The sequence below is a fragment of the Pseudomonas sp. Irchel s3h9 genome (assembly GCF_900187475.1).
GTDB classification, from domain to species: Bacteria; Pseudomonadota; Gammaproteobacteria; order Pseudomonadales; family Pseudomonadaceae; genus Aquipseudomonas; species Aquipseudomonas neuropathica.
Window position 1 is genome coordinate 80,779 of sequence record NZ_FYDH01000015.1, and the last position, 18,948, is coordinate 99,726.

Annotated in this window: 15 protein-coding genes; 2 read left to right on the forward strand and 13 right to left on the reverse strand. The window is 60.2% G+C overall.

All coding sequences use genetic code 11. From position 1 onward, the window contains the following. Nucleotides 1-8: 8 nt before the first annotated feature. The 7 genes from CKW26_RS22975 to CKW26_RS23005 all read right to left on the reverse strand — a co-directional run bounded on the left by CKW26_RS22975 (nucleotide 9) and on the right by CKW26_RS23005 (nucleotide 8,490). Nucleotides 9-188 (reverse strand): hypothetical protein, encoded by a 180-nt coding sequence (locus tag CKW26_RS22975; RefSeq protein WP_095050282.1) that lies wholly within the window; start codon nucleotides 186-188, stop codon nucleotides 9-11. Next, entirely contained in the window at nucleotides 185-1,315 is a 1,131-nt protein-coding gene (locus tag CKW26_RS22980) for a PepSY domain-containing protein (RefSeq protein ID WP_095050334.1), read from the reverse strand. The genes CKW26_RS22975 and CKW26_RS22980 overlap by 4 nt, the downstream gene beginning before the upstream one ends. A 74-nt stretch (nucleotides 1,316-1,389) precedes the next feature. Continuing rightward, nucleotides 1,390-3,816 carry a TonB-dependent siderophore receptor gene (locus tag CKW26_RS22985; RefSeq protein WP_095050283.1) on the reverse strand — a complete coding sequence of 809 codons (2,427 nt, stop codon included), beginning with the start codon at nucleotides 3,814-3,816 and terminating at the stop codon, nucleotides 1,390-1,392. Between the two features lie 234 nt (nucleotides 3,817-4,050). Further along, a complete protein-coding gene (locus CKW26_RS22990; protein WP_095050284.1) occupies nucleotides 4,051-5,025 on the reverse strand; it encodes a FecR domain-containing protein in 975 nt (324 codons plus the stop codon). Further along, complete coding sequence (locus CKW26_RS22995; protein ID WP_189661312.1) at nucleotides 5,022-5,498, reverse strand: RNA polymerase sigma factor; 477 nt, start codon at nucleotides 5,496-5,498, stop codon at nucleotides 5,022-5,024. The genes CKW26_RS22990 and CKW26_RS22995 overlap by 4 nt, the downstream gene beginning before the upstream one ends. A 353-nt stretch (nucleotides 5,499-5,851) precedes the next feature. Beyond that, entirely contained in the window at nucleotides 5,852-6,559 is a 708-nt protein-coding gene (locus tag CKW26_RS23000; RefSeq protein WP_095050285.1) for a PolC-type DNA polymerase III, read from the reverse strand. Further along, nucleotides 6,556-8,490, reverse strand: coding sequence for a putative nucleotidyltransferase substrate binding domain-containing protein (locus CKW26_RS23005; protein WP_305883329.1), 1,935 nt, complete (start codon nucleotides 8,488-8,490; stop codon nucleotides 6,556-6,558). Before CKW26_RS23005 ends, CKW26_RS23000 begins: the two co-directional genes overlap by 4 nt. Nucleotides 8,491-8,749: 259 nt before the next feature. Here CKW26_RS23005 and CKW26_RS23010 point away from each other — a divergent pair, with 259 nt between their 5' ends. Continuing rightward, nucleotides 8,750-9,196 carry a response regulator gene (locus CKW26_RS23010; protein WP_095050287.1) on the forward strand — a complete coding sequence of 149 codons (447 nt, stop codon included), beginning with the start codon at nucleotides 8,750-8,752 and terminating at the stop codon, nucleotides 9,194-9,196. Between the two features lie 399 nt (nucleotides 9,197-9,595). Here the strand turns inward: CKW26_RS23010 and CKW26_RS23015 are convergent, their stop codons facing one another. Continuing rightward, the gene (locus tag CKW26_RS23015; protein WP_095050288.1) at nucleotides 9,596-11,773 is read right to left on the reverse strand and encodes a malate synthase G; all 2,178 of its coding nucleotides are present in this window, start codon (nucleotides 11,771-11,773) and stop codon (nucleotides 9,596-9,598) included. A gap of 453 nt (nucleotides 11,774-12,226) precedes the next feature. On the opposite strand from CKW26_RS23015, the gene CKW26_RS23020 reads away from it, so the two are divergent. Then, nucleotides 12,227-12,745, forward strand: coding sequence for a glycine cleavage system protein R (locus tag CKW26_RS23020; protein ID WP_093429935.1), 519 nt, complete (start codon nucleotides 12,227-12,229; stop codon nucleotides 12,743-12,745). A gap of 223 nt (nucleotides 12,746-12,968) precedes the next feature. Here CKW26_RS23020 and rarD read toward each other — a convergent pair whose 3' ends face one another. From rarD to CKW26_RS23045, 5 genes are all read right to left on the reverse strand, one after another. Next, entirely contained in the window at nucleotides 12,969-13,856 is an 888-nt protein-coding gene (rarD, locus tag CKW26_RS23025) for an EamA family transporter RarD (RefSeq protein ID WP_093429936.1), read from the reverse strand. A 206-nt stretch (nucleotides 13,857-14,062) separates the two neighbouring features. Beyond that, nucleotides 14,063-15,037, reverse strand: coding sequence for a serine/threonine protein kinase (locus tag CKW26_RS23030; protein WP_095050289.1), 975 nt, complete (start codon nucleotides 15,035-15,037; stop codon nucleotides 14,063-14,065). A gap of 170 nt (nucleotides 15,038-15,207) precedes the next feature. After that, nucleotides 15,208-17,109 (reverse strand): PhoX family phosphatase, encoded by a 1,902-nt coding sequence (locus CKW26_RS23035; RefSeq protein WP_093429938.1) that lies wholly within the window; start codon nucleotides 17,107-17,109, stop codon nucleotides 15,208-15,210. A gap of 70 nt (nucleotides 17,110-17,179) precedes the next feature. Then, nucleotides 17,180-17,944: a TOBE domain-containing protein gene (locus CKW26_RS23040; protein ID WP_095050290.1), complete on the reverse strand. Its 765-nt coding sequence runs from the start codon at nucleotides 17,942-17,944 to the stop codon at nucleotides 17,180-17,182. A gap of 182 nt (nucleotides 17,945-18,126) precedes the next feature. After that, the gene (locus tag CKW26_RS23045; protein ID WP_095050291.1) at nucleotides 18,127-18,861 is read right to left on the reverse strand and encodes a ComF family protein; all 735 of its coding nucleotides are present in this window, start codon (nucleotides 18,859-18,861) and stop codon (nucleotides 18,127-18,129) included. Between the last annotated feature and the right edge of the window lie 87 nt (nucleotides 18,862-18,948).

Consider the following 18,948-nt stretch of genomic DNA (forward strand, 5'->3'; position numbering starts at 1 on the left):
CACAAAAACTACCTGCGCAGCAACAATCCCCTGATCGCCAGAAAGGCCGGAACACCCAGTCCGACCCAGCTCAATGCATCCCAAATCCCATCCCCCAGCAACGCCGCAAACAACCCCGCCGCACTGAGCAACGCAATCACGATCGGCGTGCTGAAGACTTTCCAGAAACTCGACTGACGCGGCTTCATGCAGAGGCCTCCGCCGTTTCCAGCACAGGCCTGGCCGCTCTGCGCCGAACCACCCACAAATACACGCCACTGCCGAGCACAATGATCGTCAGCACATCCAGAGTGGCCCAGAGGATTTTCATCGGCATGCCGCCATAGTCACCAAAGTGCAGCGGCTGCGACATGCCCATGGCGTCCATGTACCACGGCCGTTCGGCCACGGCGGTGACCTGCAGCGTGGTCGCATCGATCAGCACCGGCGTCAGCAGATGCGAGGTCAGGTGCGTACCGCCCTTCATGAACACCGAGTAATGGTGTTCGCTGGAAAAGCGTGTGCCGGGGAAGGCAATGAAATCCGGTTTCATCTCCGGCGCAACTTCAGCAGCGATATCGAGCAAACGCGTGGCCGGCGCCAGGTGGGTCAGCGGTGGCGCACCGCGGTACGGTTCGATCAGCGCAGTCAGTGCGTCATTGCGCCAGGCAGCGATCAGCAGGTCGGCGCAGGCGCTGATCACACCGGTCACGCCGACAACCAGCGCCCAGGTCAGGGTGACAACACCGATCAGGTTATGCAGGTCGAGCCAGCGCAGCCGTGTCGACTTGTCCTGACGCACCGTGCCGAACTTCAAACGGCGCATGAACGGCAGGTACAGCACCGTCCCGGATACGATGGCCACGACAAACAGCAGCCCCATGAACGCCAGCAGTAATTTGCCCGGCAGCCCGGCGAACATGTCGACATGCAGTCGCAGGATGAACAGCATCAAGCCGCCATTGGCCGAAGGCGTTTCCAGCGCTTCCCCGGTTCGCGCATCGAGCATGAACGTGTGCGAGGAATTCGGTTCGGTGCCAGCGGTTTTCGCCATGATCGTCAGCACGGCGTTCGGCTCATCGTCATCGAAGCCGAAGTACTGCACGACGTCATCGGGGCGATGCTTTTCGGCGGCCTCGACCAGTTGCGCCAGATTCAATCGAGGCGTATCGGCTGGCAGCTCGCGCACTTCGGGTGCGTCGCCGAGCAGGTGCTCGATCTCGTGATGAAAGATCAGCGGCAAACCGGTCAGTGCCAGCATCAGCAAAAACACGGTGCAGACCAGGCTGGTCCAGGTGTGGATGAACGACCAGCGACGAATTGTTTTACTTTTCATTTCATGACCTTCAAAAACACCAAAGCCGTCCACGAAGGACGGCCTGGTCACAGGGCCTGTTTCAGCTCAAGCGCTTACCACTTGTAAGTGGCGCTGGCGACGACACTGCGTGTGTCGCCGTAGTAGCAGTAGAAGCTGTCGCAGGTGGAAATGTATTCCTTGTCGAACAGGTTGGTTGCGTTGACCGCCAGCGACGCGCCTTTGAGGCTGTTGTCCAGACGGCCGAGGTCGTAATGCACACTTGCGTCGAACACGGTGTAGGCGTCCGCTTTGCCCAGCCAGGTATTGGCCTTGTCGCCGTAGGTGTTGCCGGTGTAACGCACGCCACCGCCAATGCCGAAGCCGTCGAGGACGCCGGCGTGCCAGGTGTAATCGGTCCACAGCGACGCTTGCTGGTTCGGCATCAGTTGCAGGCGATTGCCCTTGTCGACGCCATTCTGCACTTCGGATTTGGCCAGGGTGTAGGCAGCGATGACTTTCAGGTTGTCGGTGACGTCGGAAACCGCTTCCAGCTCGAGGCCTTTGACTTTCACTTCGCCGGTCTGACTGGTGATCGAGACGTTGTTGACGAAGGTGTTGACCGAGACGTTCTTTTGGGTGAGGTCGTACACGGCGGCGGTCAGCAGGGTTTTACTGCCCGGTGGCTGGTACTTGATGCCCAGTTCCCACTGCTTGCCTTCGGTCGGTTTGAGCGAACCCGTCGAGGTAGCGTCGGCACCCGTGGTCGGCTGGAAGGATTCGGCGTACGACAGGTACGGCACGAAACCGTTGTCGAAGACATAACTGAGCGCTGCGTTGCCGCTGAAGGCCTTGTCACGCTGGGTGTTGGTGGCATCGCCCTTGTTGATGAACTTTGTGCTGGTGTGCACCCAGTCTTCACGGCCGCCGAGGGTCAGGCGCCACTGGTCGAGGGCCATCTGGTCCTGAATGTACAGGCCGGTCTGGTAGGTTTTCTGGTCGTAATCGTAAAACGCCGTGGAGCGCGCTGGACGTACGATTGGCTGGCCGTAGATCGGGGTGATCACGTTGGTGGTCAAACCGTCGCCGAAGATCGAGGTGTAGTTGGTGTTGCTGCGCTGATGATCCAGGCCCAGCAGTAGGGTGTGGCGGATGTCGCCGGTGGCGAAGTCAGCCTGGAAGTTGTTGTCCACGGCGAACTGGCTGATGTCTTCGTCGACGCTGGTGCTGGTGCGCCCGACGTTGCCTTGATCATCCACTTCGGTGAACGGGTAGGAACCCGGCGTCAGCGACTGGAACGACAGGTCCGACTTGGTGTAGCGCAGGTTCTGCTTGAACTGCCAGACATCGTTCAGACGATGTTCGAAGGCGTAGCCCAGCGCGTAGTAGGTGCGATCGTAATATTCCCAGTCCGGATCACCCAGATTCTTGTGGTGGGAAATATCACCGAACGGTGACTTGATCTTGGTGCCCTGAATCGGCAGGAACTGACTGGTGATGCCGGTATCGTCGCGGGTGAACTGGCTCAGCAGGGTGAGCTTGGTGTCGTCGTCGATGTTCCAGGTCAGGCTCGGCGCGATGTTGTAGCGCTTGTTGTCGACGTGATCGACTTGCGTGCCGCTGTAGCGCACCACACCGCTGAGACCATAGAGGAACTGGCCGGCGTCATCGATCTTGCCGGTGCTGGCGAAGTTGATCTGACGGTGATTGTCGCTGCCGTACTGCAGCTGGATTTCGTTGCTGGCTTCGGCGCTTGGGCGACGGCTGACCATGTCCAGCAAACCGCCCGGTGGGGTCTGACCGTACACCGACGACGCCGGGCCACGCAGCAGGGCGAGGCGGTCGAGGTTCCAGGTTTCCTGTTTCGGGTTGGCGTACACGCCTTTTGGCAGCGGCAGGCCGTCGAGGAACTGGGTCGGTTCGAAACCGCGCACACGCAACCAGTCGGCACGGGTGTCGCTGCCGTAGCTGCTGGCGGTGATACCCGGCATGTAGCGCACGGCGTCATCGAGGCTGTGCACGCTGCGGTCGTCCATTTGCTGGCGGGTAGCGACGGAGATCGAACGCGGTGCTTCGACCAGCGCGGTGTCGGTCTTGCTGCCAGCGGCGGTGCGGGTGGCGGTGTAGCCGTCGACCGGTCCCCAGGCGCTTTCGAAGTTTTCCACACCGATGACGGAAGTTTCCGGCAGGGCCAACGTCCCTTCAGGCACCGCCACAAGGGTGTAGGTGCCGGTGCTGCTTTGTTCCAGTTGCAGACCGGTGCCACGCAGGGCCGCGCGCAAGGCACCGGCCGCGTCGTACTGGCCGTTGACCGGTGCCGAGGTTTTGCCTGCCGCCAGCGACGGACTCAGCGACAGCGCAATGCTGCCTTGGCTGGCGATCTGGTTCAGGGTGGTCGACAGAGGCGCCGCCGGCAGGTTGTAGGCGCGCACGCTGGACGCTTGTTCAGCGGCGAGCAACGGACTGCTGATCAGCGGCGCGCTGAGCGCGATGGCGACGGCCAGCAGACCGGGGCGCAACAAGGTGTCTAGCGAACGGGACATACGGCGGCTCCTGAATGGAAATATTTCTCAATTGCCTGTGTGCCGGATGAAAAGCAGAAAGTGATAGGGCAGGATGAAAATAATTTCGATTAACTGGAAACAGCCACATTTCTGCGGGCTTGATCGTTGCCACGCTCCGCGTGGGAATGCCTCAATGGACGCTCTGCGTCCGCTTCGGCAGGGACGCAGAGCGTCCCGAGCTGCATTCCCACGCAGAGCGTGGGAACGATCAGGTCAAGGGGAGGAGGGCTCGGCCTTAGCGACTGTGACCCAATATGGCGTATGCCGCTCGATCTGCACCGGCAGGGTCGGCAGCAGGGCGCTCAGGGCTTTATCGGTGTCATGCAGCGGGAAGCTACCGGTAATCCGCAGGTCAGCCACGTCCGGTGCCACGCCCAGATGCCCGCGACGATAACGCCCGAGCTCGTGCACCAGATCGCCCAACCGCGCGTTATCGACCACCAACATGCCGCGCGTCCAGGCATCGGCGCCGGGGTTGAGCGCGACGATCGAACCCAATCCATCACTGCGCAGCAGCACTTGCTGGCCTTCATGGAGGATTTGCTCTGCAGGGTTGGATTGCGGGTGCGCCGCGACCGCCGACTGCAACACACTCAGGCGCGTGCCTTCTTCTTCACGCTTGACCAGGAACCGCGTACCCAGCGCGCGCATGCTGCCTTCGCGGGTTTCGACGATAAAAGGGCGCGCATCGCCATGCCCGGTTTCGACAAGAATTTCGCCTTCCTGCAACACGATCAACCGGCGCTTCTCATCGAACCGCACATCCACCGCACTGTGGGTGTTCAGATTCAACACAGTGCCGTCCGCCAGACGCACGGTGCGCTGCTCACCGGTCGCGGTGCGTTGATCGGCGAGCCAGTAATCCAGCGGCAGAAAGCGTTCGCTGGCGAACAGCCCCACACCGACCAGCACCACAACGCTGGCCAGCCCACCGCCCAGTCTGCGCACCCGGCGGCGAATGCCTTCGCGTGACTGCAGCAAGGCACTGCGGGCCGGACCTTTGGCCACGCTGAAGCGCTGATCGAGCATGCCCAGTTGCCGCCACGCGCGGGCGTGTTCTTCATGGGCCGCATGCCATTTGGCGAATTCCTCACGCTCCAGCGGGCTGCTTGAGTCGAGGGTCAGTTGCCAGGCAATCGCCGCGTCCAGCACATGCGCCGGCACCGGTCTGGAACTGGCCGGACTCATGTCGGCTCACCGTACAGGGCGATGTAGCACTGCCGAATGCCTTGCGCCAGATATTGCCGAACGCGCGGCACCGAGACGCCAAGCTTGTCGGCGATCTCGGCATGGCTGAGGCCATCGAGGCGGTTATAAAGGAAAGCGGCGCGGGCCTTGGTCGACAGTTTGCCGAGCAAGCGGTCGATGGCTTTGAGGTCTTCGAGAATCATTTGCTGTTCTTCCACCGACGGTTGTTCGCCTTCGGGGATCAGCATCAGTTCGGTGAGGTAGGCCTGTTCCAGCGCCGCACGGCGGAAGTAGTCGAACAGCAAACCTTTGGCGATCGCCACCAGAAAGGCGCGGGGCTCACGGGGTGTCAGCATGTCGTCGCGACCGAGCAGGCGGACGAAGGTGTCCTGGCTCAGGTCTTCGGCGCGCTGCGGGCAGGCCACATTGCGCCGCAGCCACGCCAGCAGCCAACCGCGATGGTCACGATACATCGCACCGACGAGCTCACTGTTAGGGCTTGGGACTGACGACACCGGACATCACCGATTGGGAAATATTAACTAACGCGAATTGTTCGCGATTGTGGCAGAGGTGGGAATGGTTAGCAATTGGCCACTGGTCAGGTAAGCGTTTAAAGGCAGACCCTCACCCTAGCCCTCTCCCGGGGGGAGAGGGGATCGATCGGGGGATATTCTGGAGGTACACCGACCTGAGCGAACTTCAGGGAATCCATAATCGACCCGATTTCTCAGGTCGATGAAGAGCCCGAGACACCTCGGTAGGCTCCCTCTCCCTCTGGGAGAGGGCTGGGGTGAGGGGGATGGATCTTGGACTTGACTCAATTTCAGAACGAAGGCGCCTGCTGCCGCCGCTTCCACTGACTCAGCCGCTGCTGCAAATTCAACGGACTATGAATCTGCTTCCCCCGCGCCCGGCTGAACAGAATCAACGCCAACTCCGCAGTGGCCAGCGCATCGGCACTGGCGTTATGCCGCTCGAACACCTCAAGCTTGAACCAGTCGATCCACTCATCCAGCCCGGCCTCACGAATATTCGCTTGCGGACACACCAGCGGTGCAATGTCGGCGACATCAAGAAAGACCTGCTGCAACTTGTGCCCCAGATGTTCCTTCAGCGCACGCCCGAGCATGTGCTGATCAAACGGCGCATGAAACGCCAACACCGGGCTGTCGCCGATAAATTCCATGAGTTCCAGCAACGCCTCGGCCGGCTCACTGCCCGCCGCAATCGCATTCGGCCCCAACCCGTGAATCAACACGCTGGGGCTGAGCTTCAGCTCGCGACATTGCAGCGTGCGTTCGAACTGCTGACTGAAATCGATCGCGCCGTCCTCGATCACCACCGCGCCAATCGACAACACACGGTCCTTGTTCAGATTCAGCCCGGTGGTTTCCAGATCCAGCACTACCCAACGTTGTTCGCGCAGTGTGCATTCGCTCAACTCGGTAATCGTCGGCAGCTGCGCCAGACGCTGCTTAAAATCCACCGGCACCACCGCACTCGCCGGGCGCAGCCACGAGAACAGGCTCATAGCTGATACCGCAAGGTCAGGCTGCTTTGCAGGCGCTGGGCCTGGCGCAGGGATTCACGCAGGATGCGCCGGTCGAGATGATTGAGGCTGTCCGGGTCGACGCGGTTGGAATAGGGCAGGTTCTCCCGCGTCTGCAATTGATGCTGCTGCATGCGCGTCTGCTGTATGAAGTGATAGGCCTCTTCATACGCCGCGCCATCCAGTCGCTCGATGACTTCTTTCTCGACCAACTGACGGAAGCGCTCGAGGGTATTGTTGGCGTCGATACCGTTAGCCAGCGCGAGCAATCGTGCGCCATCCACGAACGGCGTCAGCCCCTGCACCTTCAGGTCCAGCGTGGCTTTCTCGCCATTCTTGCGTGCCAGCACAAACTCACGGAAACGCCCCACCGGTGGACGATTGCGCAGGGCGTTCTCGGCCATCATGCGCTGGAACAAACGGTTGTCGCCGACCTGATCGAGAATGCCCCGGCGCAGTTGTTCACAGCCTTGTTCATCACCCCAGACCACGCGCAGGTCGAAATAAATGCTCGACCCGAGCAGATTCTCCGGCGTCGCCTCACGAATAAAAGCTGCAAAGCGCCGTGCCCATTCTGCCCGCGACAGACACAGCTCGGGGTTGCCGGCCATGATGTTGCCCTTGCACAGGGTGAAGCCGCACAGCGCCAGGCTCTGGTTGATCTGCTGGGCAATTGGCAGCAGCTTGCCGCGAATCTCCGCTGCATGCGCAGCATCGCGGGCGTCAAACAGAATGCCGTTGTCCTGATCGGTGTGCAGCGTTTGCTCGCGGCGGCCTTCGCTGCCGAAGCACAGCCAACTGAACGGCACGCCGGGATCGCCTTTTTCCGCGAGGGTCAGCTCGATCACCCGGCACACAGTGTGATCGTTGAGCAAGGTGATGATGTGGGTGATCTGCGTCGACGACGCGCCATGAGCAAGCATGCGCTCGACCAGTTGGCCGATCTCACCGCGCAGACCGACCAGCTGTTCGACGCGTTGGGCGCTGCGAATCGTCCGGGCTAGATGCACCAGGTCGACCCGTTGTAGCGAAAACAGATCACGTTCTGAGACCACGCCACACAAACGCTGATCCTTGACCAGACAGACATGCGCGATGTGCCGTTCGGTCATGGCAATCGCCGCATCGAACGCACTGTGATCCGGCGAAAGATAAAAGGGCGAAGGCGTCATGTGGCGCTCGATGGCCTCGCTGAAATCACCGACGCCCGCAGCCACGACATGACGCAGATCACGCAGGGTGAAAATGCCCAGCGGCGCCTTGTGTGCATCCACCGCAACGATGCTGCCGACCTGCTGCTCGTGCATCAGCTTCACCGCTTCACGCAATGGCGTGTCGGGGCTGCAGGTGACCGGGTGACGCATCGCCAGTTCGCCCAGTCGGGTGTTCAGCGAGTACTGCGTGCCGAGGGTTTCCACGGCTTTCTGCTGCACTTGCTGATTGACTTGATCGAGCAGACTGCTTACCCCGCGCAAGGCGAAATCGCGAAAGGCGTTGGAGAGGGCGAACAGTTTGATGAACGCCAGTTTGTTCAGTTGCAGGCAGAAAGTGTCTTCGCCCGCAAGGTGCTCGGTGCGCGTCGCGCGTTCGCCGAGCAATGCGGCCAGCGGAAAACATTCGCCGGTGGTGATTTCAAACGTGGTCTCGGTGCCGGGCTTGGTGATGTGCTGACGTTCGCCGACCACCCGACCTTGCTTGACGATATAGAAGTGTTCAACCGGGCCGTCGGCGGGTTTGATGATGCTTTCGCCCTGGCCGTAGAAACGCAGCTGACATTGCTCCACCAGATAAGCCAGGTGGGCGTGTTCCATCTGATTGAAGGGCGGGAAGCGCTGGAGGAATTGCAGGGTGCCCTGAATGTTCTGCAATACCGCGGTTTTCCCTGCCTGGGTGAAGGCGTCCGCTTTACTCATAACCATTACCGCAGTCTTTTTCGAATTGTTGTTGTCGGATCGTTCTGGCCATGGTCGACCCCTGCGGGCGGGGTGCCCATTGGACGTAAGTCTAGGTTTGCCATGCCGTTCGGCACATTTGGGAAGTGCCCTACAAAAACAGTCGGAAATTCGCCCGCCAGCCTCTTGGAAAAAAATCCGACGAAGTGCACATTGAAGCTCTGCTTAGCGATGTCTGACGACTGTGCCAGGTGATTGATTTGAAAACGTAGAGAACGCCATGTCCGACCACGATATTTTGAGCGACGCCGAGCGTGAAGCGCTCAGCGCTGTAATGCTCGAACCCGATTTGCCGCCGCAGCGTGTACTGATCGTCGATGACGACAAGGACGCCCGAGAGCTGTTGTCGGAGATTCTCGCGTTGGATGGCATTCGTTGCATGACCGCAGCCAGTGGCGAGACGGCGCTGAAGATGCTCGAAGAAAAACCTTCGATCGGGCTGGTGATTACCGATCTGCGCATGGGCCATGTCGGTGGCCTTGAGCTGATCCGCCAGGTGCGTGAGTCGGTAAGGGCGGCGATGCCGATCATCATTGTCTCGGGCGATGCCGATGTGAAAGACGCGATCGCGGCGATGCATTTGAGCGTGGTGGATTTTCTGCTCAAGCCGATTGATACGGGCAAGTTGTTGGAGTTGGTGAAACATGAATTGGGGATTGAACCCTAAGAGCCCCTCACCCTAGCCCTCTCCCGGAGGGAGAGGGGACTGACCGCGGTGAATGTTTGAGGTACACCGACCTGAGATTCCCGAGTCGAACTCCGGTTTTGAAAGCACAAAGATCGGCTCCCTTTCCCTTCTACCCTTGGCAACTCCTGAGCCGAGCTCAGATTTTGAAAAGCACAGAGATCGGCTCCCTTTCCCCTCTACCCTTGGCAATTCCTGAGTCGAGCTCAGATTTTGAAAAGCATACAGATCTGCTCCCTTTCCCCCTCTCCCCCCTGGGGGAGAGGGCTGGGGTGAGGGGGGATGGATCTCAAGCCCACCACAAAAATCCAATCCACAGCACAAACAAAAAAGCCCTGATCTTTCGATCAGGGCTTTTTCATGTCCGGCATTCAGCGCAAGTTACAGGCCGTTGGCCTTCTTGAACTCGCGACGACGACGGTGCAGCACCGGCTCGGTGTAGCCGTTCGGCTGTTTGGTGCCTTCGATCACCAGTTCGACCGCCGCCTGGAAGGCGATGTTGCTGTCGAAGTTGGGTGCCAGCGGACGGTACAGCGGGTCGTTGGCGTTCTGACGATCCACCACCGGCGCCATGCGCTTGAGGCTTTCCATCACTTGCGCTTCGGTGACTACACCGTGGCGCAGCCAGTTGGCGATGTGCTGGCTGGAGATACGCAGTGTGGCACGGTCTTCCATCAGGCCGACGTCATTGATGTCCGGCACTTTCGAGCAACCCACGCCCTGGTCGATCCAGCGCACCACATAACCAAGAATGCCCTGGGAATTGTTGTCCAGTTCGTTCTTGATCTGCTCAGGCGTCCAGTTCGGGTTGACCGCCAGCGGAATGGTCAGGATATCGTCTACCGAAGCGCGAGCACGTTTGGCCAGTTCGGCCTGACGGGCGAACACGTCGACCTTGTGGTAGTGCAGCGCGTGCAGCGCAGCAGCAGTCGGCGACGGCACCCAAGCGGTGTTAGCACCGGCCAACGGGTGCGCGATTTTCTGTTCGAGCATCGCCGCCATCAGGTCCGGCATCGCCCACATGCCTTTACCGATTTGCGCGCGACCTTGCAGGCCGGTGCTCAGACCGATATCGACGTTCCAGTTTTCGTAAGCGCCGATCCACTTCTCAGCCTTCATGTCGGCCTTGCGTACCACCGGGCCGGCTTCCATGGAGGTGTGGATTTCGTCGCCAGTGCGGTCGAGGAAACCGGTGTTAATGAACACCACGCGCTCGCTGGCCGCTTTGATGCAGGCCTTGAGATTGACCGTGGTGCGGCGCTCCTCGTCCATGATCCCGACTTTCAGGGTGTTGCGCGTAAGGCCCAACACGTCTTCGATGCGGCCGAACAGCTCGTTGGTGAACGCTGCTTCTTCCGGGCCGTGCATCTTCGGTTTAACGATGTAGACCGAGCCGGTGCGGGTGTTACGACGCGAGGTATTGCCGTTGAGGTTGTGCATCGCCGCCAGGCAAGTCACCAGACCGTCGAGGATGCCTTCCGGAACTTCGTTGCCGTCTTTGTCGAGGATCGCGTCGATGGTCATCAAGTGGCCAACGTTGCGCACGAACAGCAGCGAACGACCGTGCAACGTCACTTCACCGCCATTTGGCGCGGTATAGGTGCGATCCGGGTTCATGGTGCGGGTGAAGGTCTGACCACCCTTGGCGACTTCTTCCGAAAGATCGCCCTTCATCAGGCCGAGCCAGTTACGGTAGATCACCACTTTGTCGTCGGCATCGACGGCGGCCACGGAGTCTTCGCAGTCCATGATGGTGGTCAGCGCCGCTTCCATCAGGATGTCTTTGACGCCGGCCGGGTCGGTCTGGCCAACCGGGGTAGTGGCGTCGACCTGGATTTCGAAATGCAGACCGTTGTGTTTCAGCAGGATCGCGATTGGCGCGTTGGCGTCGCCCTGGAAACCAATCAGTTGTGCATCGTCGCGCAGACCACTGTTGCTGCCGCCCTTGAGGGTGACCAGCAGTTTGCCGTCGGCGATTTTGTAGCCGGTCGAATCGACGTGGGAGCCAGCAGCCAATGGCGCGGCTTCGTCTAGGAAGGCACGGGCGAAGGCGATGACTTTGTCGCCACGCACCTTGTTGTAGCCTTTGCCTTTTTCCGCGCCACCTTCTTCGCTGATTGCGTCGGTGCCGTAGAGGGCGTCATACAGCGAACCCCAGCGGGCGTTCGAGGCATTGAGAGCGAAGCGGGCGTTCATCACCGGCACAACAAGTTGCGGGCCGGCGGTACGGGCGATTTCATCATCGACGTTTTGTGTCGTTGCCTGGAAATCAGCCGCTTCTGGCAGCAGATAACCGATTTCTTGCAGGAAGGCTTTGTAGGCCACGGCGTCGTGCGCCTGACCGTTGCGTTCCTGATGCCAGGCGTCAATACGAGCCTGGAAGTCATCGCGTTTGGCGAGTAGGGCTTTGTTCTTCGGCGCCAGGTCATGAATGACCTTGTCGGCACCTTCCCAGAATTTTTCGGCGGTGAGGCCGGTACCGGGAATGGCTTCGTTGTTCACGAAGTCGAACAGGACTTTGGCGACCTGCAGGCCACCGACTTGAACGTGTTCAGTCATTGCTTGCCTCACTCTGCTCAGCTATTTCGCTTTTCAGCTCTTCAATTTGACAATGAAGCCTCTGGCCATTTAAACCACAAACCTGCCGACCAGTACATGCCATTGCTGGCGGCTGGGCTGGGACCAATCAACGGCTTGGGGCCTTGCTGACGGGGCTTTCAGGGTTGCGAACAGGCTTTGGGCAGACATCGATTCAGCGTTATGTAGTGCGCGCTGCGGCATACTACATGATGAGTTGCGCTTGTGAAAATCAGACTAATTACGTCGTTCTGCGACCTCATGTCGCATTGCGGTCACATCGCGGAACGGGATGTTCTCAAAAAACAGATGGATTGTTCCAGCTAAATATAAAAAGTTGTACACGATTTGTTGTTTCGGGCGTCTGAGGCGGCGGACCGTCCCTTGCCTATACTTGCCCTTCTACAACAAAAGTCATGACAAGAGGGCTGCGCCATGGACCATCTCGTACTCACCGTATTCGCCCCGGACAAGCCCGGGCAGGTCGAGCGCATCGCCCAATGCATTGCCGAACACGGCGGTAACTGGCTGGAAAGCCGCATGTCGCGGATGGCCGGGCAGTTCGCCGGGATTCTTCGGGTCGGGGTGCCGGCAGAGGCTTACGACGAATTAGTCGATGCCTTACAAGCATTGTCGACGCATGGCATTCGCGTATTGATTGCCGAGAGTGGCATCGAGCAATCCTGCACCTGGAAGCCGATCGCCATGGAGTTGGTGGGCAATGACCGGCCCGGTATCGTCCGCGACATCACTCGGTTGTTGAGCGAGCAGGGCGTCAACCTTGAGCGGCTGGTGACTGAAGTGCGTCCGGCACCGATGAGCAGCGAACCGCTGTTCCACGCCGAAGCGATTCTCGCGGTACCGCTAACCCTGTCGCTGGATGTATTGCAGTCGCGGCTGGAAACCCTGGCTGATGATCTGATGGTCGAACTGGTGTTACGCACAGACAGTTAAGCGCTGACCGGGTTATCCAGTTTTAACGTGCACCTGCCTGTGGATAACCTGTAGAGACCGGGCGCAGCGCCAAGCCGGCCGGGGCTTGCGCGGAACTGATCAAAAAACCGCCAACATTCAGTGACTTGCACACAAACGGCGGGGATCACGATGTGGATAACCTTGGGAAGGAACGATGCAGGCCACGAGAACCGTGGCCTGTGAGGGTTTGTACGTTTTTTGATCAGCTGCGCCGGCGTAAACTGATCACGGCATCGACGCTGTAAACGGCCAGGCCGGCCCAAATGAAGATAAACGCCACCAGTGTGCTGGACGATAGATGCTCACCGAACAGCAGCACGGCTTGCAGCAGCACCAAAGTCGGCGCCAGGTATTGCAAGAAGCCGATGGTGGTGTAGGGCAAGTGACGCGTGGCAGCGTTGAAGCACACCAGCGGGACCAATGTCACCGGGCCGGCCGCTACCAGCCACCAGGCTTGCGAGGTGGTCCAGAACTCCGGTTGGGCGCTGGTCGCGGTCTGATTGAACAGCAGCCAGGCAATCGCGATCGGTACCAGCATCCAGGTTTCCACCACCAGTCCCGGCAACGCCTTGACCGGCGCCTGTTTGCGGATCAGACCGTAGAAGCCGAACGTCAACGCCAGCACCAGCGACACCCACGGCAGACTGCCGACCTGCCACACCTGTTGCGCCACACCGACCGCCGCCAGGCCGACCGCGAGCCACTGCATCCGCCGCAAGCGCTCGCCGAGAATCAACATGCCCAACAGCACGTTCACCAACGGGTTGATGTAGTAACCGAGGCTCGCTTCCAGCATGCGCCCGTTATTCACCGACCACACGTAGGTCAGCCAGTTGGCCGCGATCAACGTGCCGCTCAAGGCCAGAATCGCCAAACGTTTAGGGTTGTCGAGCAGTTCGCGCAACCAGCCCGGGTGTTTCCACACCATCAGCAACAACGCACCAAACAGCGCCGACCACAGCACTCGATGGATGATGATTTCAACGGCCGGCACTTCGGCGATGGCTTTGAAGTAGATCGGGAACAGGCCCCAGATGATGTAGGCGCTCAGGCCCAGAATGTACCCGCGACGCGGGTTGGCGGCTTGCATGCAGAATCCTTGCTTAGGCAGCTAACAAAGGAGGGATTGTAAGGAGATTTGTCTACGAGTGCCGTAGCGCAATGGTCGGGAAATTGTGAACACCGGACAAATGTAGGAGTGAGCCTGCTCGCGATCGCGGTCTGACATTTAACATTTACGTCGACTGACAAAGCTCTATCGCGAGCAGGCTCACTCCTACAAGGGGGAGGTGGTGATCAGAAGAGTTTCAGTGGCTCTTCATTCAGCGCGGATAGCTGCTCACGCAGCGCCAGCACCTGATCACCCCAATAACGCTCGGTGCCAAACCACGGAAAACTGTGCGGGAAGGCCGGGTCATCCCAGCGCCGCGCGAGCCAGGCGCTGTAGTGCATCAGGCGCAAGGCGCGCAGCGGCTCGATCAGCGCCAGTTCTCGCGGATCGAAGTCGTGGAACTCGTTGTAGCCGTCCATCAGTTCCGACAACTGCCCTAGGCATTCCTGACGATCACCGGCGAGCATCATCCAGATGTCCTGCACCGCCGGGCCCATGCGGCAGTCGTCGAGGTCGACGATGTGGAACATCTCGTCGCGGCACATCATGTTGCCGGGGTGGCAGTCGCCGTGCATGCGGATGTTCTGGTGCGGCGTGTTGGCGTAGGCATCTTCCACGCGATTGAGCAGGTCGCGGGCGACAGACTCGTAGGCCGGCAGCAGGCTTTTTGGAATGAAGTTGCCTTCAAGCAAGGTGTTCAGCGAGGCATGGCCGAAGTTCTGCACGGCGAGGGCTTCACGGTGTTCGAACGGCTTGGTCGCGCCGACCGCGTGGATGCGCCCGAGCAACTGGCCGAGGCGATACAGCTGATCAAGGTTGCCCGGCTCCGGCGCACGACCGCCGCGACGCGGGAACAGGGTGAAGCGGAAACCGGCATGCTCGTGCAGGGTTTCGCCGTTGTGGATCAGCGGCGCTACCACCGGGATGTCGACGTTGGCCAGTTCGAAGGTGAATTGATGTTCTTCGAGGATGGCTTCGTTGGTCCAGCGTTGCGGGCGGTAGAACTTGGCGATCAGCGGTTCGGAGTCTTCGATGCCGACCTGATAGACGCGGTTTTCGTAGCTGTTGAGCGCGAGAATGCGCGCATCGCTCAGGAAACCGATGCTTTCAACGGCATCGAGCACGAGGTCTGGGGTGAGGGTTTCAAACGGGTGGGCCATGCTGACTCCTGCGCGCAGCAGGCTGCCGCGTCCGGCCCAGCATGGTAGCGCAGATGGCAGCGGGGGAGGTGGTTGGTGTCTGTGCTGACGCTATCGCGAGCAGGCTCACTCCTACAGGGGAACGCACGCATTCCAAATGTAGGAGTGAGCCTGCTCGCGATGAGGGCCTGTCAGGCGCCGACGATTCCACCATCCTCGCGAGTGATCGCCATCACCGAAGACCGCGGCTTGCCATTCGGCAGATGCTCGGGGAAGGTCGACCCGCCGTTCTCCCCCGGATGCTGAATCCCGACAAACAGGGTTTTCTGATCCGGCGAGAAACTGATCCCCGTCACCTCACAACCAATCGGCCCGACCATGAACCGGCGAATTTCACCGGTCTTGGGATCGGCGCAAAGCATCTGGTTATTGCCCATCCCGGCAAAGTCGCCGGCGTTGCTCGAATCGCCATCAGTGAGAATCCACAGGCGACCGGCCTTGTCGAAACCCAGGCCATCCGGGCTGTTGAACATGTTCTGCGGGGTGATGTTCTTCGAGCCACCCTTCGGCGTCCCGGCATGCACGCCCGGATTACCGGCGACTACAAACAGGTCCCAGGCAAACGTCTTCGATGCGTGATCGTCACGGTCGGTGCGCCAGCGCAGAATTTGCCCGTAGACGTTTTTCTCGCGCGGGTTCGGCCCGCCCACCGGCTGCCCGTCTTCGCCGCGCTTGGCGTTGTTGGTCAGGGTGCAATAGACCTGGCCATCCTTCGGACTGACGACGATCCATTCCGGGCGGTCCATGCGTGTTGCACCAACCACGCTGGCGGCGAGGCGTGCATGGATCAGCACTTCGGCCTGATCGGCAAAGCCGCTGCTGGCGTCGATGCCGTTTTTGCCGTGGGTCAGCTCGATCCACTGGCCCTGGCCTTTCGGGTGATCGGGGTTGCTGTCGCCGTTGTCGAATTTCGCCACGTACAAGGTGCCGTGATCGAGGATGTCGCGGTTGGCCTTGGCGTTGCGGTGGTTGATGCGGTCGCGGCTGACGAATTTGTAGATGAACTCGCCACGCTCGTCGTCGCCCATGTACACCACGGCGCGACCGTCGTCGGTCTCGGCCAGTGCGGCGTTTTCATGTTTGAAGCGGCCCAGCGCGGTGCGTTTGACCGGGGTCGATTGCGGGTCGAACGGATCGATCTCGACCACCCAGCCGTGACGGTTGAGTTCGTTGGGGTTTTTCGCCATGTCGAAGCGCGGGTCGTACGGGTGCCAGTTGATTTCGCGGCTGGCGACCGAGACGCCGTAACGCTTCTGCGCCGGGTCGAACTGTTGCTGGGCATTGCTGCTGCCGAAACAGTCGGTGAAGTTTTCTTCGCAGGTCAGGTAAGTGCCCCACGGCGTTTTGCCGTTGGCGCAGTTCTGGAAGGTGCCGAGGACTTTCTTGCCGTGTTTGTCGGCTGCCGTTTTCATCAAGTCGTGACCGGCAGCCGGGCCGCTGATGCGCAGCGGTGAGTTGCCGTGAATGCGGCGGTTGTAGCGTGAGCCCTGAACGAACTGCCATTGGCCGTTCTTGCGCTGTACCTCGATCACCGACACGCCCTCGCAGGCCAGTGCTTTACGCACGTCTTCGGCCGATTGCGGCATGCCGCCGTGCGGATAGAGGTAGCGGTAGTTGGTGTATTCGTTGTTGATCGCCATCAACGCGCGATTGCGGTCGTCGGGGAAGGCGAACAGGCTCATGCCGTCGTTGTTGTCGCCGAATTGCACTTCCTGTGCGGCCGCGGTGCCGTTGCCGCTCGGGTCGAAGGCCGGGCCGTTCTTCTGCAGGGGCTGGCCCCAACTGATCAGCACCGAAGACTTGTAGCCTTTGGGCAGGGTGATGACGTCGGTGGTTGCCGCCGGAATACTCTCGAAACCGAGCAGACGGCTGTTGCCGGCGCTGACGCCAGTGGCCAGCGCGCTGCGGCTCAACAGGCTGCCGCCGAGGAACATCGCCGCGCCGCACAGCGCACCGGCGCCGATGAAACCGCGACGGCTGAGGCCGACCATTTTTTCCAGGTCAGTGGATTGGTTTTCTTCTAATAGGCTCACATCAGGCTCCCTGCATGGTTTTGGCAGCCACCTTAATGAGCGTCGATGACGCTTTCGTTGCAGCGCCTGATTACAGCGGCGTGCCGAGCAGCACATTGGACGGCGAAAACTGCACCTGCACCGGTTGTGCGACGCCCAGCCCGCGAGTGCGCAGGTCCAGCGGTTCCGCCAGGGCACAGAGGGTATGGCCGTTGGGCAGGGCAATGCGCACTTCGCTCGGGCCGTCTTCGGCGTCGAGAATTGCTTCGATGGTGCCGTTGAGAAGATTGTGACCAAACGTTGCAGGCTGCTCGTTGCTGAGCAATTCCAGCCAGCCGGCCTTGATCAGGGCCACCACTTCGGTGCCGGCTTGCAGCTCCAGATGCACGGTGCTGTCGTGGGTGATCTGCGCGTCGAGGCACAGGCCTTCGGCCAGTTCGAGGCGGATCAGGTCATTGCGGCCCTGCGCTTCGATCGCCACGACCTTGCCGTGCAACTGATTGCGTGCGCTGGTTCTGAGCATCAAACGACCGAGCAGATCCAGATCACTGGCGTCTTCCGCTGCCTCCAGCACCTGGGTCTGCAAGGCCTGCAGTTTTTGGTACAGGCGCAAAACGCGCTCGCCTTCGCTGGAGAGTTTCGCGCCGCCGCCGCCCTTGCCACCGACAGCGCGCTCGACCAATGGTTTTTGCGCCAGGTTGTTCAACTCATCAATGGCGTCCCACGCCGCTTTGTAACTCAGGCCTGCGCTTTTCGCCGCGCGGGTGATCGAGCCCTGTTCGGCGATGTGTTGCAGCAAGGCGATGCGCTGCGGACGGCGGACGATGTGCTGGGAGAGCAGGGAAGGCATGGACATGGATGGGTGCTTTTTTGTGGCGGTGGACGTGGAAGTTGGCCGCTCGCAACGCGAGAGTCAAGTCGAGCCGAGATCCCTTGTAGGAGTGAGCCTGCTCGCGATTGCGGTGGATCAGTCAGCATAAATGTTGGCAATGATGACGCTATCGCGAGCAGGCTCACTCCTACAGGGATTGTGCTGGCTCAGGTGCCGGGTTTTGGCGTGCGGGCCAGGCAATAGACATCGACCCGCGCAGCGCCTGCGTTCATCAGTAACCGGGCGATTGCCTGGGCAGTGGCACCCGTAGTCAGCACATCATCGATCAACGCCAGATGCCGGCCTTTCACATCGGAGTCGGGTATCAGGCTGAAAGCATCGCGCAGATTACCTTTACGCGCCTTGGCATCGAGATTTTGCTGAGCGTCGGTATCCTTGATTCGCCGCAGAACCCGTTCTTCGCACGGCAGATCCAGTGACTGACTCAACCACCGCGCCAGCATCGCAGCCTGGTTGAACCCGCGTTGACGCAGGCGTTTGTTCGCCAGCGGCACCGGCAACAACACATCAGGCCTCGGCAACCCCTCATCGAAGCGATGTTGCAGGTATTGCCCGAGAACGTCGGCGAGCAGGTGACCAAACGGCCATTTTGCGTTGTGTTTAAAACGCGTAATCAAACTGTCGACCGGGAAGCCATAGCGCCACGGCACCACCACCTGTTCGAATGCCGGCGGCTCTAGCAGGCACTCGCCACAGGTCAGGCCGGCGGCGAATAGTGGCAGAGCGCAGGTCTGGCAGTGGTCGCCGAGCCACGGCAAATCAGTTTCGCAGGCCACACAGATTGGCATTTCTGCTTCTGCCGGCTCATCGCAAAGCAAGCAGCTCTGTACGTTATTTAAACAGATGTAAACCTGTCCTTCGTATCGTGGTTGACAGCGCATGACTCTTCCTTAAATATGCCGAACATCCGTGTCGCGCCTGTGGGTATTCCGTTCCCGCAGCCGCCAGCCAAGCATAACCAAGGAACT